At 66.4% G+C, this 14,902-nt stretch carries 14 protein-coding genes; 13 read left to right on the forward strand and 1 reads right to left on the reverse strand.

Going from position 1 to position 14,902, the window contains the following annotated elements:
• The 8 genes from flgF (at position 1) to ARADN35_RS0122120 (ending at position 9,480) form a co-directional block, all read left to right on the forward strand.
• The gene (gene flgF, locus ARADN35_RS0122085) at positions 1–741 is read left to right on the forward strand and encodes a flagellar basal-body rod protein FlgF (protein ID WP_010466103.1); all 741 of its coding nucleotides are present in this window, start codon (positions 1–3) and stop codon (positions 739–741) included.
• A 37-nt stretch (positions 742–778) separates the two neighbouring features.
• Positions 779–1,561 carry a flagellar basal-body rod protein FlgG gene (flgG, locus tag ARADN35_RS0122090; protein WP_010466105.1) on the forward strand — a complete coding sequence of 261 codons (783 nt, stop codon included), beginning with the start codon at positions 779–781 and terminating at the stop codon, positions 1,559–1,561.
• Between the two features lie 29 nt (positions 1,562–1,590).
• A complete protein-coding gene (locus ARADN35_RS0122095; RefSeq protein ID WP_010466107.1) occupies positions 1,591–2,280 on the forward strand; it encodes a flagellar basal body L-ring protein FlgH in 690 nt (229 codons plus the stop codon).
• Between the two features lie 411 nt (positions 2,281–2,691).
• Positions 2,692–3,834: a flagellar basal body P-ring protein FlgI gene (locus tag ARADN35_RS0122100; protein WP_029414292.1), complete on the forward strand. Its 1,143-nt coding sequence runs from the start codon at positions 2,692–2,694 to the stop codon at positions 3,832–3,834.
• A 140-nt stretch (positions 3,835–3,974) separates the two neighbouring features.
• The gene (flgJ, locus tag ARADN35_RS0122105) at positions 3,975–4,892 is read left to right on the forward strand and encodes a flagellar assembly peptidoglycan hydrolase FlgJ (protein WP_010466112.1); all 918 of its coding nucleotides are present in this window, start codon (positions 3,975–3,977) and stop codon (positions 4,890–4,892) included.
• Positions 4,893–4,912: 20 nt separating this feature from the next.
• Complete coding sequence (gene flgK / locus ARADN35_RS0122110) at positions 4,913–6,889, forward strand: flagellar hook-associated protein FlgK (protein WP_010466114.1); 1,977 nt, start codon at positions 4,913–4,915, stop codon at positions 6,887–6,889.
• A gap of 27 nt (positions 6,890–6,916) precedes the next feature.
• The gene (flgL, locus tag ARADN35_RS0122115) at positions 6,917–8,170 is read left to right on the forward strand and encodes a flagellar hook-associated protein FlgL (protein WP_010466115.1); all 1,254 of its coding nucleotides are present in this window, start codon (positions 6,917–6,919) and stop codon (positions 8,168–8,170) included.
• 74 nt (positions 8,171–8,244) lie between these two features.
• Entirely contained in the window at positions 8,245–9,480 is a 1,236-nt protein-coding gene (locus ARADN35_RS0122120; RefSeq protein WP_010466117.1) for an HDOD domain-containing protein, read from the forward strand.
• Positions 9,481–9,637: 157 nt separating this feature from the next.
• Here ARADN35_RS0122120 and ARADN35_RS0122125 read toward each other — a convergent pair whose 3' ends face one another.
• Positions 9,638–11,128 carry an aminotransferase-like domain-containing protein gene (locus ARADN35_RS0122125; protein WP_010466119.1) on the reverse strand — a complete coding sequence of 497 codons (1,491 nt, stop codon included), beginning with the start codon at positions 11,126–11,128 and terminating at the stop codon, positions 9,638–9,640.
• Positions 11,129–11,275: 147 nt separating this feature from the next.
• On the opposite strand from ARADN35_RS0122125, the gene ARADN35_RS0122130 reads away from it, so the two are divergent.
• The 5 genes from ARADN35_RS0122130 to ARADN35_RS0122150 all read left to right on the forward strand — a co-directional run bounded on the left by ARADN35_RS0122130 (position 11,276) and on the right by ARADN35_RS0122150 (position 14,902).
• Positions 11,276–11,890 (forward strand): LysE family translocator, encoded by a 615-nt coding sequence (locus tag ARADN35_RS0122130; protein WP_010466121.1) that lies wholly within the window; start codon positions 11,276–11,278, stop codon positions 11,888–11,890.
• Entirely contained in the window at positions 11,887–12,801 is a 915-nt protein-coding gene (locus ARADN35_RS0122135) for a DMT family transporter (RefSeq protein WP_010466123.1), read from the forward strand. Before ARADN35_RS0122130 ends, ARADN35_RS0122135 begins: the two co-directional genes overlap by 4 nt.
• Positions 12,798–13,268 (forward strand): RidA family protein, encoded by a 471-nt coding sequence (locus tag ARADN35_RS0122140; RefSeq protein WP_010466125.1) that lies wholly within the window; start codon positions 12,798–12,800, stop codon positions 13,266–13,268. The genes ARADN35_RS0122135 and ARADN35_RS0122140 overlap by 4 nt, the downstream gene beginning before the upstream one ends.
• A 5-nt stretch (positions 13,269–13,273) precedes the next feature.
• Positions 13,274–13,603: a DHCW motif cupin fold protein gene (locus ARADN35_RS0122145; protein WP_010466128.1), complete on the forward strand. Its 330-nt coding sequence runs from the start codon at positions 13,274–13,276 to the stop codon at positions 13,601–13,603.
• 87 nt (positions 13,604–13,690) lie between these two features.
• The gene (locus ARADN35_RS0122150; protein WP_010466129.1) at positions 13,691–14,902 is read left to right on the forward strand and encodes an aminotransferase-like domain-containing protein; all 1,212 of its coding nucleotides are present in this window, start codon (positions 13,691–13,693) and stop codon (positions 14,900–14,902) included.

A 14,902-nucleotide genomic window follows, 5' to 3' on the forward strand; every position in this document is an offset into this window, starting at 1 on the left:
ATGGACCGCATCATTTACACCGCGATGACGGGCGCCAACGCGGCCGCCCACCGGCAGGCCGTGTTGTCCAACAACCTCGCCAACGCCTCCACCCAGGGGTTTCGCGCGGAGATGTCCACCTTCCGCTCCGTGCCCATCCAGGGCGATGGCTCCAAGACCCGCGTTTTTGCGCTGGAGGCCACCTCGGGCCATGTGAGCACGCCCGGCCCCGTGCAGCGCACCGGCCGCAACCTCGACGCCATGGCCGTGGGCAATGCCTGGTTTGCCGTGCAGGGCCTGGATGGCACCGAGGCCTACACCCGAGCAGGCACCTTCGAGGTGTCGGCCACGGGCCAGCTGCTCACCCCCACCGGGCTGCCGGTGCTGTCCGACGGCGGCGCGCCCATTGATGTTCCCCCGGGCGCCGAGGTCACACTGGGCTCGGACGGCACGGTCACCGCCAAGGCGGCAGGCCAGCCCGCGCAGGCCATTGGCCGCCTCAAGCTGGCCACCCCCACACTGGAAGACCCGCTCAAGCGCGGCGACGACGGCCTGTTTCGCGCTGCGTCGGGGGACCCGATCCCGAGCGACGCCAACGCCCGCATGCTGGCCGGGGCGGTGGAAGGCTCGAACGTGAACCCGGTCGAAAGCATGGTCGGGATGATTGCCGCATCGCGCCAGTTCGAGCAGCAGATGCGCCTGCTGCAGTCCGCTGAAACCAACGACAAGACCGCCAGCCAGCTGCTGAGCATGAACGGCTGAGGTCGCGCCCCACGCCGCCACGCCAAAAGGAAGCACCATGATCAACTCCCTCTGGATCGCCAAGACCGGCATGTCTGCCCAGCAGACCCAGCTCGACGTCATCTCGCACAACCTGGCCAACGTCTCCACCACCGGCTACAAGCGCAACAACGCGGTGTTCGAAGACCTGATCTACCAGAACCTGCGCCAGGTGGGCGCCAACACCACCGAGCAGAACCAGTTGCCCACCGGCCTGCACCTGGGCCTGGGCGTGCGCACGGTGGCCACCAGCCGCAACTTCGTGCAGGGCAGCCTGCAGGAGTCCAAGAACAACCTGGACGTGGCCATCAATGGCAACGGCTTTTTTGAAGTGACCATGCCCGACGGCACGCTGGGCTACACGCGGGACGGCTCGTTCCAGGTCGATTCGCAAGGCCGCCTGGTCAACTCCAGTGGCCTGCCCGTGGCCAACGGCATCACGGTGCCCGCCAATGCCACGAGCGTGACCATCAGCGCCGACGGCGTGGTGTCTGCCACTGTGCAGGGCAACACCCAGCCCCAGCCGCTCGGCAACCTGGCGATGTCAGCCTTCATCAACCCGGCCGGCCTCGAGCCCATCGGCCAGAACCTGTTCAAGGAATCTGCCGCCTCGGGCCAGCCCCAGCAGGGCACGCCCGGCACCAACGGGCTGGGCATCCTGAAGCAGGGCTTTCTGGAAGCCTCCAACGTCAACGTGGTGGAAGAGCTGGTCACCATGATCCAGGCCCAGCGCGCCTACGAAATGAATTCCAAGGCCATCCAGACCTCGGACCAGATGCTGGCCAAGCTCAGCCAGCTGTGACGAAGATGACGACGACAGGAGCTTTCGCCATGCTGCAGTTCACTCGCCTTTTTGCCCTGCCGGCCGCCCTGGGCGCGCTGCTGCTCACGGGCTGCGCCACCATGTCACCCCCGCCGCCAGTGGACATCCTGCCCACCACGCCGCCGCCGCTGGCCGCCGCGCCGCGCACCCCACCACCCGTGACGGGCGGGCTGTTCCACAACGCCAGCTACCGCCCCGCCTTCGAAGACCGCCGCGCGCGCATGGTGGGCGACAACGTGACGATCATGATCGTCGAGAACGTGACGGCCAGCCAGAAATCCTCATCCACCGTGGACCGCACCTCGGAGGCCTCAGCCGGCATCACCAACCTGCCTTTCGTGAAGAAGTCGCTGGCCGACCGCACCACGCTGGGCGCCGCGTCGGAAAACACCTTCTCCGGCAAGGGCGGCACCGAAAGCGCCAACACCTTCACCGGCTCGATCACGGCCACCGTGGTGGACGTGCTGCCCAATGGCCACCTGGTCGTGACGGGTGAAAAGCAGATCGGCGTGAACCAGAACGTGGATGTGCTGCGCTTCTCGGGCACCATCGACCCGCGTGCGCTGCAGCCGGGCAGCATCGTGAACTCGACCCAGGTGGCCAATGTGCGGGTGGAATCCCGTGGCCGTGGGGCGCAGAACGAAGCCCAGGCCATGGGGTGGATGAACCGGATCTTCAACACGATCACGCCGTTCTAGATTCCCCCCTGAGTCGCTGCGCGCCGTCCCCCCTGAGGGGGGACGCCACCCCCTGCCCGGCAAAGCCGGATCCGCGGTGGCGCTGGCCTTTGGCCGCGCCAGTTTTTACGGGTGTGGTTTCTGGATACGCCGGGGGCACAAAGCCTGGGGTTTTGAGGCTTCGGGATGCCTGACCGTTGTGAAAAATCCCCGCCCCGATTTGCTACATAATTTATAGCTACCAACGCTTATCCATCAAGCGGTATAGGCTATTTTTATTCATAATTTCTCCTGTAGCGCGGCACCGGCGCCTGCCTGGCTTTACGCGCGCCACTGGCCGTTCACCACCTGCCCTGGAACCCACGCAATAGGCCGGTGAACCCGCTTCTTTTTGGGTTTTAGTTCCTGGCGGGGCCGCCCACAATGGATGCCATGAAAGCCTTGTCCCACTCCCTCCTGTCACGCCGCGTGCGCGCGCTGTGGCTGTTGTTGGCCCTTGTGGCCGTTGGTGTGGCGGTGCCCGCACATGCCTTGCGCATCAAGGAAGTGGCGGCGGTGCAAGGGGTGCGCAGCAACCAGCTGACGGGCTATGGCCTGGTGGTGGGGCTGGACGGCACGGGCGACCAGACCACGCAGATGCCCTACACCACGCAGGCCATGTCCAACTACCTGCAGCAGATGGGCATCAGCCTGCCCCCCAGCGCGGCGGGCCAGCTGCAGCTCAAGAACGTGGCGGCCGTGATCGTCACGGCGCAGCTTCCCGCTTTTGCGCAGCCGGGACAGACGATCGACATCAACGTCTCCTCCATGGGCAACGCCAAGTCGCTCAAGGGCGGCACGCTGATCGTCACGCCGCTGCGCGGCGCCGACGGCGAGATCTATGCGCTGGCCCAGGGCAATGTGGTGGTCGGTGGCGCCGGTGCATCGGCCGGCGGCAGCAAGGTGCAGATCAACCACCTGAGCGCAGGCCGCATTCCGCAGGGCGCGCAGGTCGAGCGCGCCGTGCCCACGCCGCTCAACGAGGGCGACACCATCAACCTCGGGCTCAACGCCTCGGACTTCCAGACTGCGCGCCGCGTGGCGCAGGCCATCAACACCAAGCTGGGCAGTGGCCTGGCCACGGCGCTCGACGGCCGCACGGTGCAGGTGCGCGCGCCGATCGACCCTGGCGCCCGCGTGGGTTTCATCGCCGACCTCGAAGAGCTGGCGCTGGAGTCGTCCACCCCCTCGGCCAAGGTCGTCATCAACGCACGCACTGGCTCGGTGGTGCTCAACCAGGCGGTCACGCTGGGCCCCTGCGCCATTGCGCACGGCAACCTCTCGATCACCATCAGCTCGACGCCCATCATCAGCCAGCCCGCACCGCTCTCGCAAGGGCAAACCGTGGTGGCGCAGCAAAGCGACATCCGCATCAACCAGGAGCCGGGCAACATCATCCAGATGCCGCCCTCGCCCCAGCTGGCGGACGTGGTGAAGGCGCTCAACACACTGGGCGCCACACCCCAAGACCTGCTGGCCATCCTGCAGGCCATCAAGGCCGCTGGCGCGCTCAACGCCGAGCTGGAAGTGATCTAAATGCTCCCCCTGAGTCGCTTCGCGCCTTCCCCCAAAGGGGGACACACCCGGTGGCCTGGCAAAGCCAGTTCCACGGGTGCACAGGCCTGGGCAGCGCCGAATTCACTGTCTGTGGGTAGCCCAGCGCAGGAGGCTTGACCATGGCCCTCACACTCCCTTCGTCCAGCACCACCAGCACGTCCAATGCGCTGGCGGTGGACATCCGCTCGCTCAACACGCTCAAGTACGACGCGGGCACGGCCAACAACGCCCAGACCACCCGCGAGGTGGCCAAGCAGTTCGAGTCGCTGTTCATGCGCGAGCTGATCAAGAGCATGCGCGACGCCACGATGAAATCCGGCCTCATGGAAGGCGAGCAGGCCAACCTGGGGCAGGACATGCTGGACCAGCAGCTGTCTGTCAGCATGTCCGGCCAGCAGGGCGGGCTTTCTGAAGCGATTGCGCGCCAGCTCTCGCGCCAGATGGGCGGTGCCGATGCGAACTTCTCCGTGCCTTCCACGCTGAGCCTGCCGCAGGCACTGCCGCGTGCAGCGGCACCGGCCACCGGCACCCCGGCTGAGGCGACGGCACCCGCACCCAAGGGGCGCGATGGATTTGTGCAACACCTCTCCGGCACCGCCGAGCGCGTGGCCCAGGAGAGTGGCATTCCGGCGAGCTTCATGCTGGGCCAGGCCGGCCACGAAACTGGCTGGGGCAAGAGCGAGATCAAACACAAGGACGGCTCCAACTCGTTCAACCTGTTCGGCATCAAGGCCGGCAAGGGCTGGACGGGCAAGGTGGCCGAGATCACGACCACCGAATACATCAACGGCAAGGCCCAGAAGGTGACCGCCAAGTTCCGCGCCTACGACTCGTACGAGGACTCGTTCCGCGACTACGCCCGCCTCATCACTGAAAGCCCCCGCTACGAAAAGGCGCAGGCCACCGCCAAGAACGGTTCGGCCGTGGCCTATGCGGCCGAGCTGCAAAAGGCCGGATACGCCACCGACCCCGAGTACGCCCGAAAGCTCAGCGGCGCCATCAACAGCGCTTTGCGCGTACAGCGCGCCCAGGCGTGATGAGAAAGCCGAGGTAAGCCATGAGTCTTCTCAACGTCGGCGCCCGCGCCCTGCTGGCCAACCAGGTGGCCCTGCAGACGGCGGGCCACAACATCGCCAACGTCAATACGCCCGGCTATTCGCGCCAGACCGTGGTGCTGCAGACCGTGCAGGGCCAGTTCACGGGGGGTGGCTATATCGGCCAGGGTGTGGATGTGCAGACCATCCTGCGCAACCAGAGCGAGCTGCTCACGCGCCAGTCGGCCACGGCGGGCTCCGTGCAGTCGTCCGACATCGTGCGGGCCGAGCGCCTGCGCCAGCTGCAGGAGGTCTTCAGCGGCGGCACGGCCGGCCTGGGTGCCGCCATCAACGACATGATGAATGCGTTCTCGGACGTGGTGAGCGCCCCCACCGACATCACCGCACGCACCGTGGTGCTCACGCGCATGGACGAAACCGCGTCGCGCATGCGCTCGGCCGCCGACCGCATCAACGAGATCCAGTACACCGTCACCGAGCAGCTGCAAAGCAGCATCACCGCCGTCAACAGCCTGGCCGGGCAGATGGCCAGTGTGAACGAGCAGATCGCGCGCGCCAAGGGCAATGGACAGACCCCGAATGACCTGTTGGACCAGCGCGACCAGATCATCCGCGACATCAACCAGTATGTGCAGACCACGCAAATCCCGGCCGACGACGGCACGGTGGGCCTGTTCGTGGCGGGCAGCCAGCCGCTGGTGCTGGGCACCACGGCGACCAGCCTCTCGGTAGACGATGCCACCGCCTTCCCCGGCAGCGGCCAGATCAAGCTGTTCTTCAACCGGCCCGGTGCACCGGCCGTGGAAATGGACGAGAACGTGCTCGGCGGGGGCTCGATGTCGGGCCTGCTGCGCTTCAACAACACCGATCTGGCCGAGGGACGCAACCTGCTGGGCCGCATGGCCATGGCCATCGGCATGACGATGAACGACCAGCACAACCTGGGCCTCACGCTCGACGGTGCGCTGGGCAAGGACCTGTTCGCGTTGCCCGCCAGCATGCCAGGCCACACCAACGGCGCGGGCGTGGGCACGGTGTCCTTCACCGGCCCCACGCAGTTCGCGGCGTCGGACTATGAAATCCGCTTCACCACCGGCACGGCCGGGCAGGTGGTGCGGCTGTCGGACGGCACCTCCACCCCGTTCACCGACGCGGCCAACCTGGCCACGCTGCAGATCGACGGCCTCAACTTCAACCTGACCACGCCCGGCAACCCGGGCGAGCGCATGCTGTTCAAGCCGTTCAGCACGGCGGCGGCCAACATCCAGTCGCTGGTGTATTCGCCACGCGATCTGGCAGCGGCCAACCCCATCAATGCGGCCATGGGCACCTCCAACGGCGGCACGATGCAGCTGGCCGGCCTCAAGGCCACCGGCCTGCCCAACCCGCCGGGGCTGGTACTTCCGCCCAATGCCAACCCCGCCGCACTGCCCCCCATCCTGGGCGGCATCCAGCTGCAGTTCACGGCCGGCCCGCCCACCACCTACGATGTGCTGGACCGCGGCACCGCACCGCCCACCACGATTGCCGCCGCACAGCCCTACACGCCCGGTACGCCCATTTCCATCAACGGGTGGGAGATCAAGCTGCAGGGCAGCCCCAACACGGGCGATACCGTGGTCATCGGCAATGCCTCGGACCCGCAGTACGGCGACATCTTCACGCGCAACTCCGGCAACGCCAACGCCCTCATGGGCCTGCGGGACGTGAAGATGTTCGACGAATCCACGCTCTCCGACGGCTATGCGGGCGCCATTTCCCAGGTGGGGACCCGCACCCAGAGCGCGCTGTTCGCGGCCGAGCTGTCCACCACCATCGCGTCCAATCTGGAGCGGGATCGCACTGCGATTTCCGGGGTCAATCTGGACGAAGAGGCAGCAAGGCTGATCCAATACCAGCAGGCGTACCAGGCATCGTCCAAAATGATCCAGATCGCGCAAAACATCTTTGACTCGCTGCTGCAAGGCCTCGGCCGCTGACGGCGGGACAGGAGTTAGGAGTTCGACATGAGCAATAGCATCTACCGCCTTGGCACGGCCAACATGTATGACAACGCCCTGCGCAACCTGGGCACGCGCCAGACCAACCTGTCGAACCTGCAGGAGAACCTGACCTCGGGCAAACGCGTGGTGCGGGCCAGCGACGACCCCGTGTCGGCCGCACAGGCAGAACGCGCCATCAACCGGCTGGCGCGCGTCCAGACCGAGCAGCGCGCACTGGAAACCCAGCGCAACGCGATTGCCCAGGCCGAGTCTGCCCTGGGCGATGCGGTGGACCTGGTGCAGAACTTCCGCGAGCTGGTGGTGAACGCCGGCAGTGCGGCCCTGACGCCCAACGACCGCACCACCATCGCCAACCAATTGCAGGGTCTGCGCGAGCAGCTTCTGGAGGTGGCCAACCGCAAGGACACCAACGGCGTTCCGCTGCTCAGCTCCCTGGGCAGCGCGCTCGCACCGTTCCTCGGCCCCTTGAGCAGCAGCCCCGACTACACCTTCGAGGGGCTGCCCGGCCAGACAGCCAGCAGTGGCGTATCCATTCCCGGCGCGCTGGACGGCGAAGCCACCTTCATGTTCGATCCGCAGCGCGACGGGGTCTACACCGCAGGCGTCAGCGCCATCCCCTCCAGCCGCTTCCTCAACACCACGGCAGTCACCCCCGTGAACCCGAGCCTGGTGACCGGCGACAACTACACCATCACCTTCAGCGCGGTGGGCCCGGGCGCCACACCGGGCACGACCACCGCCACCTACACGCTCACCAACACCACCACCGGCGCCGTGTCGCCGGCCGTGGTGGTGCCCGACTATCCGTCGGACAAGCCGGTGACCATCTCCATCACCAGCATTCCGGGCCTGAGCTTCGACATCAAGGGCAACCCCGCCACCGGGGACGCCATCACCCTGCAGCCCAGCCCGAGCATGTTCAGCACCATGGACAACGCGATCCGCGACATCCGCAATGCCCCCGACAGCAATGCGGCGGCACAGGCGGTGGGGCAGGCCCTGGGCAACATGGACATCGGTCTGGAACGCATGCACAACATGCGCGGCTACGCGGGCGAGCTGCTCAACCGCGCGGACCGCATCACGGGCGACCAGGAAAAGCGGTCCATCCAGCTCGAAGGCGACCGCTCGCGGGCCGAGGATCTCGATATGATCCAGGGAATTTCAGACTTCCAGAACCAGCAGGTGGGCTATGAGGCAGCGCTCAAGTCCTATGCGCAGGTTCAGAAGCTGTCCCTGTTCAATTTCATTAGCTAGGACTTGCTCACGCGGTGATGGGGTGAGCCCCCCACGCCCCGGGAACAGGCCCCCGTCACATTGCCTGAGAGCACATGGTCCAATCTGTCCTTGGCAGCCTGATTCTGGGTTACCGCCCCTTGTGGAACCGCGCCCGCAAACTCGCGGCCATCCAGCTTTATGTGCACAGCGAGGCCTCGGCCCTGGTCGATACCGCCCACCTGCTGCGCACGCTGCAGGAGTTGTGGTCCGCCAGTTCCCCACCGATCCTGCTGTCCCCCCAAAGCCACCAGTTGCTGTCCAACATGCTGGAGCATGCGCCGCGGGGTGCGCCGTGGATCGAGGTACGCGGCGACTGGTTGTCCGACTCGACCATTTACAAACACGTCAAGGCCGCCCACCAGCGGGGCCTGAAGCTCGTGTGGCGCGGCGAGCTGGGCCGGCTGCCCGAGCCCGACATTGCCCAGTGCTTTGACAACAGCCTGCTCACCCTGCGCCCCGAAGACGCCGTGGCAGCCCTGAAGGCGGCCCCTGCCACCCGCCCCGGCGGCGCTCCCCCGCAGCCAGTACGCGCCACCAGCCCCGTGCTGGCCGGGCAGATGTACGAAGGCATCGCCAGCCGTGCGCTCATGGAGCATTGCCTGGACCAGCACAACGCACTGGCACTGGCGGGATGGCCGGCGGAAGACGTGCTCTACAGCCTGCGCCACCATCCCCAGCAGCCGTCGCACGCGGTGATCTTCAAGCTCATGAAGGCCATCGACGCAGAGCAGTCGCTGGAAACCTTTGAAGACATCATGGGCCAGGACCCGATCCTCGCGTACCGCTTCATGGTGTACACCAACTCCGCGGCCCTGGGCCTGCGCACGGGCATCGACTCGCTGCGCCGGGGCCTGGTGATGATGGGCTACGGCTCCATCAAGCGCTGGCTGTCCGACCAACTGCCCCATGCCAGCACCGACCCCAACATGCAGCCGGTGCGCGAGGCCATGGTGATGCGTGCCGAGCTCACCGCCCACCTGCTCGATGCGGGCGTCGAGAACGACCTGCGCCGCGAGATCTACCTGTGTGGTCTGGTTTCCCAGCTGGACGACCTGCTGGGCGAGCCGCTGGGCACCATCCTGCGCCGCCTGCCCCTGTCCGAGCGCATCTACGACGCCACGGTGCTGCGCACCGGCCCCTACACCGGCGGCCTGCAGATGGCCTGCGCGCTGGAGACGGACGACGCCAGCGCCATCCGCCAGCTTTGCGAAACCTACGAGCTGGACCTGGAAGAGGTCAATCGCGCCCTGCTGCGTGTGCTGGCCGATCTGGAAGTAGAGAGAAAGTAATCCCCCTGAGCCGCTTCGCGCCTTCCCCCCAAGGGGGACGACGCAAGCGGCCTGGCAAAGCCAGTTCCGCCGCGTCTGCTGGTTTGCGTTGTGCCAGTTTCACAGGCTGCGCGACAGGCCTCCGTCGGCCCATTCGCAATAGCCCGATAGCCTGGGGTCACCGGCCCTGCTCTGCCCGCACACGCTCGAAAGTCTTCCAGAACTCCGCCTCTTGCGTGGTGGCAAAGTTGATGCGCATGAGGGTGCTGGGTTTGCGCTCTGCATGGAACAGCGCGCCGGGCGCCAGGAGGTAGCCTTCGTCCAGCATGCGCTGCGACAGCGCGTCGGTGTCCACCCCCGTCTCCACCCAGCCAAACAGGCCCACAGGCTCGGCCGCAAAGGTGCATCCGGCCCCCAGCGCCAGCTTCACGCTGCGCGCACGCGCAGCATCGAGCCGCGTGCGGATGCGCTCGGCGTGGCGGCGCAGTTGGCCCTGTTCGATGCACAGGGCCAGGGCCTTTTCCAGCAGCGCGGGCGTGGTCAGCGTGGCCAGCAGCTTGGTGTCCAGCAATTGCTCCACCAGCGCAGGCGGTGCCGCCATGAAACCGATGCGCCAGTTGGGCGCAAGGATCTTGGCAAAACCACTCACGTAGATGGTGCGCTGCAGGCCATCCAGCGCCGTGAGGCGCGTGGCGTGCTCGGGGGCAATGTGGCTGTAGGTGTCGTCCTCCACCACATGGAAGTTGTACTGGTTGGCCAGCTGCAAGATGCGGTGTGCGCTGCCCGGCGACAGGCAATAGCCCGTGGGGTTGTGGAACACGCTCACGCTCACGTAGAGCTTTGGCTGGTGCACCTCGCAGTATTTCGCCATGACCTCCAGGTCGGGCCCGTCGGCGCGGCGCGGGACGGGCAAGATGTGCATGCCAAGCGCCGCCAGCCGCGCAAACTCCACCGCCCAGCCGGGCTCCTCCACCATCACCGGGTCGCCCGGGCGCAGCAGCGTGCGGCTCACGATGTCGAGTGCGTGTGTGGCGCCCACGGTGGTGATGATGTTTTCGGGGGCCGCATGCACGTTAAGCGTGGCCAGCTTCTTGGACAGCACCCGGCGCAGCCCCGTATCGCCCAGTGGCTCGCCGTACTGCAGTGAAAAATCATTCAGCGCGCGCGTGCTGGTCACCTTGCGCACAGCGGCGGGCATGAACGTGGACTCCAGCCAGGCGGGCGGAAACACCCCCATGCCGGGCTGCGGCTTGTCGCTGATCTTGTGGAACATGCCGCGGATCAGCGCCGTGGCATTGACCGGCGGCGCCCCCCGCGCAGCGCCGCGCCCGGCGCCACGGGCCGCAAACCAGTGCGCGGTGCTCCAGTTGCCCATGGCACGTTCGACCTCCTGGGCTCCCGTCTCGTCGTCCTCCGGCACCCGCTCCACCTGTCCTGTGGCCATCTCGCGCACAAAGAAGCCCCGATTCTTGCGCGCCTCCACCAGGCCCTGCGCCAGCAATTGGTCATACGCTGCCACCACAGTGGAAGGACTCACGCCATGCTGCTGCGCGCACTGCCGCACCGAAGGCAGGCGCGCGCCAGGTGCCAACAGCCGGTTGCGGATGCGCTCGCCAAAACGCGCCGACAGCTGCTCGGTCAGCGACTGGGTGGTGGTTTTCATCAGCATGGCCGTGTCCTTGTGTACTGTTATCGCAGCCAATACAGATCACGAACTGCGCTGCTTAACTGTATTGATTGTGTACTGGCATCGAAGATTACATTGAAGCCCAGGCGCTGACAAGCCACCCGCCAAAAAGCCCGGAAACACCTGCCCATGACCGCCCCCGAACTGACTGCCCTGCTGCTGTTCTGCACCGCGATGAGTTTTTCGCCGGGGCCCAACACCACCTTGTCCACTGCACTGGCCGCGAACCTGGGTCTCAAGCGCGCGCTGCGCTTTTGCTTCGCGGTGCCCACGGGCTGGACACTGCTCATGCTGGGCAGCGGCCTGGGCCTGGGCGCCCTGATCACCGGCGTGCCCGCGCTGCGCTGGGCCGTGACGCTGCTGGGCGTGGCCTACATGCTCTGGCTGGCCTGGAAGCTCAGCCGCGCAGGCCAGATGACCGAGGTCGACACCACGCGCCTGAACGTGACCTTCTGGCAAGGCGTGGGCCTGCAGTTCGTGAACATCAAGGCCTGGATGCTGGCGCTCACGCTCAGCGCAGGCTGGGTGGTCAACGCCGCAGGCCAGCCCTCGACCAATCCGGGCGAGCGTCTCGCCATCATCTGTGGGGTGATGATGGTGTTTGCCTTCACCAGCAACTTTGCCTACGCGCTCATCGGCTCGCTGCTGCGCCAGTGGCTGGCGCAGGGCCAGCGCCTGCTCTGGTTCAACCGCGCACTGGCCCTGGTGCTCGTCGCCACCGCCCTCTGGATGCTTTCCCTATGAACAACGCACAAGAACGCGAAGCGCTGATCTGGGGGCTGGTGGGCGTCACCTTGTTTGCGGCCACCCTGCCGATGACCCGCCTTGCCGTGGGGCCCACCGACGCGCCGCAGCTGTCGCCCTGGTTTGTCACGTTCGGCCGCGCTGCCGTGGCAGGGCTGCTGTCCATCGCCTACCTGTGGCTGCAGCATGTGCGCGGGCGCCTCAACCTTCCACGGAAAGCCGAATGGCCGCTGCTGGCCATCACGGCCTTTGGCGTGATCGTGGGGTTTCCGCTGTTTCTGGCCCTCGCGCTGCGCCATGTGCCCAGCACCCATGGGGCCGTGGTCACCGCCTTGCTGCCACTGTCCACCGCCCTGTTGGGCGCACTGTGGTTCCGGCAACGGCCCTCCGCCGGTTTCTGGGCCTGCGCCGTGCTGGGCAGCGGCCTGGTACTGGGGTTCATGGTGTGGCGTGCGGGTGGCATCTACCTGGGCGCAGCCAACATCTACCTGCTCATTGCCATGACCACGGGCGCGTTCGGCTACATCGGCGGCGCCCGCCTCACGCCGAGGCTGGGGGCCGAGCAGGTCATCTGCTGGGTCCTGGTGTGTTCCCTGCCACTGACCATTCCCATCGCCTGGTGGTTTGCACCCGCCGTGCCCTCGGCCATCGGCGGCATGAGCTGGCTGGGCTTTGTCTATGTGGCGCTGTTCTCGATGTGGATCGGCTTCTTTGCCTGGTACCGGGCGCTGGCACTGGGTGCCGTGCGCGTAAGCCAGATCCAGCTGATCCAGCCCTTCCTGAGCCTGCTTTTTGCCGTGCCGCTGCTCGGAGAGCGCCTGGATACCGTCACGGTGGTGTTTGCACTGGCCGTGATCGCCACCGTATTTGTGGGCAAGAAGATGCCCGTTCACCAAGGAGCCCCCGCATGACCCCCATCGCCCCGGAACAACGCCTGCAGCAACTGGGCCTGGTATTGCCCGCCGTGACCGCACCCCGTGGCAACTTTGACGCCTATGTGCTCGACGGCGACACGCTGTACCTGTCGGGCAAGGGCTCTCCCACCCGCGAAGACATGGCCAACGTGCCCAAGGTGGGGCGCGAAATCAGCGCCGCGCAAGCCAGGGACCATGCCCGCGAGGTGGGACTGCACCTGATCGCGACGATGAAGGCTGCACTGGGCGACCTGTCGCGCGTGCGCCGCGTCGTGAAGGTCCTGGGCATGGTCAACGCCACCCCCGACTTCATGCAGCACACCGAGGTCATCAACGGCTGCTCCGACCTGCTGGTCGAGGTGTTCGGCGATGCGGGGCGGCATGCGCGCTCGGCCGTGGGCGTGGGCTCGCTGCCGCGCGGTTTCGCGGTGGAGATCGAAGCGGTGGTTTCCTTGAAGGACTGACATTCATGCAAATACACCACATCCCGTTTGCCACCACCGACTGGTCTGGCATTCCGCGCGAAGAAAAAAGCGCAGAGGCCGGCCAGGCCTTCTGGCGCACGCAACAGTTCGGCGACGTGCGCGTGCGCATGGTGGAGTACACACCGGGCTACGTGTCGGACCACTGGTGCGTCAAGGGCCACGTGCTGCTGTGCCTGGGCGGAGAATTGCACACCGAGCTGGCCGACGGCCGCCGGTTCACGCTGACGCCGGGCATGAGCTACCAGGTGGCCGACAATGCAGAACCCCATCGGTCCACATCCCCACAGGGTGCCACCTTGTTCATCGTGGACTGACAGAGCGCCCGGCACGGCCCGCGCATTCCGATTTTTTAGACTTTGCAACAGGGTGGTCATTTGCGAACCGCCCACAGGAGAACGAGAGTGAAACTGAACGACCTCCCACAGACCAGCACCTGGACCCTGGCACGCCGCGCCGAGCGCATGAACCCTTCGGTCATCCGCGAAATCCTGAAGGTCACGGAAAAGCCCGGCATCATCAGCCTGGCGGGTGGCCTGCCCTCACCCAAGACCTTCCCGGTGTCGGCCTTCGCCGAAGCTTCCGCCGCCGTGCTGGCCAATGATGGCCCAGCTGCACTGCAATACGCCGCCAGCGAAGGCTATGCCCCGCTGCGCCAGGCCATCGCCGACTTCCTGCCTTGGAGCGTGGACCCCGAGCAGATTCTCATCACCACCGGCTCGCAGCAAGCCCTGGACCTGATCGCCAAGGTGCTGATCGACACGGACAGCCGCGTGCTGGTGGAAACACCCACCTACCTGGGCGCGCTGCAGGCCTTCACGCCCATGGAGCCTGCCGTGGTGTCCGTGGCCAGCGATGATGAAGGCGTTCTGATTGACGACCTGAAGGCCAAGGTGGGCACGGGTGCCAACAAGGCGCGCTTCCTGTACGTGCTGCCCAACTTCCAGAACCCCACGGGCCGCACCATGAGCGAAGCCCGCCGAGCCGCCCTGGTGCAGGCTGCCGCCGAACTGAACCTGCCGCTGGTAGAGGACAACCCCTACGGCGACCTGTGGTTCGACAACCCACCACCCGCCCCGCTCACCGCCCGCAACCCCGATGGCTGCATCTACATGGGCTCGTTCTCCAAGGTGCTGGCCCCCGGGCTGCGCCTGGGCTTCGTCGTGGCGCCCAAGGCGGTGTACCCCAAGCTGCTGCAGGCCAAGCAGGCGGCCGACCTGCACACCCCCGGCTACAACCAGCGCCTGGTGGCCGAGGTGATGAAGGGCAACTTCCTGGACCGCCATGTGCCCACCATCCGCGCGCTGTACAAGCAGCAGTGCGAGGCCATGCTGGCGGCACTCGACAAGGAAATGCAGGGCCTCTCCGTGCAATGGAACCGCCCCGACGGCGGCATGTTCCTGTGGGTGCGCCTGCCCGAAGGCATGAGTGCCGTCGAACTGCTGCCCAAGGCCGTGGAGCGCAACGTGGCCTTCGTGCCCGGCGCGGCCTTCTATGCCGACAACGCCGACCCGCGCACGCTGCGCCTGTCGTTCGTGACCTCCAGCGTGGAGCAGATCGCGACCGGCATCGCGGCACTGGCCGCTTCGATACGCGATGAGCAGAACAAAGGCTGA

Origin of the sequence: Acidovorax radicis N35 (assembly GCF_000204195.1) — a bacterium.
In the GTDB taxonomy this organism is placed as follows: domain Bacteria; phylum Pseudomonadota; class Gammaproteobacteria; order Burkholderiales; family Burkholderiaceae_C; genus Acidovorax; species Acidovorax radicis.

Coding starts and splice junctions, on each gene's coding strand:
- flgF (WP_010466103.1), top strand. CDS start 1: ATGGACCGCATCATTTACACCGCGATGACGGGCGCCAACGCGGCCGCC.
- flgG (WP_010466105.1), top strand. CDS start 779: ATGATCAACTCCCTCTGGATCGCCAAGACCGGCATGTCTGCCCAGCAG.
- ARADN35_RS0122095 (WP_010466107.1), top strand. CDS start 1,591: ATGCTGCAGTTCACTCGCCTTTTTGCCCTGCCGGCCGCCCTGGGCGCG.
- ARADN35_RS0122100 (WP_029414292.1), top strand. CDS start 2,692: ATGAAAGCCTTGTCCCACTCCCTCCTGTCACGCCGCGTGCGCGCGCTG.
- flgJ (WP_010466112.1), top strand. CDS start 3,975: ATGGCCCTCACACTCCCTTCGTCCAGCACCACCAGCACGTCCAATGCG.
- flgK (WP_010466114.1), top strand. CDS start 4,913: ATGAGTCTTCTCAACGTCGGCGCCCGCGCCCTGCTGGCCAACCAGGTG.
- flgL (WP_010466115.1), top strand. CDS start 6,917: ATGAGCAATAGCATCTACCGCCTTGGCACGGCCAACATGTATGACAAC.
- ARADN35_RS0122120 (WP_010466117.1), top strand. CDS start 8,245: ATGGTCCAATCTGTCCTTGGCAGCCTGATTCTGGGTTACCGCCCCTTG.
- ARADN35_RS0122125 (WP_010466119.1), bottom strand. CDS start 11,128: ATGCTGATGAAAACCACCACCCAGTCGCTGACCGAGCAGCTGTCGGCG.
- ARADN35_RS0122130 (WP_010466121.1), top strand. CDS start 11,276: ATGACCGCCCCCGAACTGACTGCCCTGCTGCTGTTCTGCACCGCGATG.
- ARADN35_RS0122135 (WP_010466123.1), top strand. CDS start 11,887: ATGAACAACGCACAAGAACGCGAAGCGCTGATCTGGGGGCTGGTGGGC.
- ARADN35_RS0122140 (WP_010466125.1), top strand. CDS start 12,798: ATGACCCCCATCGCCCCGGAACAACGCCTGCAGCAACTGGGCCTGGTA.
- ARADN35_RS0122145 (WP_010466128.1), top strand. CDS start 13,274: ATGCAAATACACCACATCCCGTTTGCCACCACCGACTGGTCTGGCATT.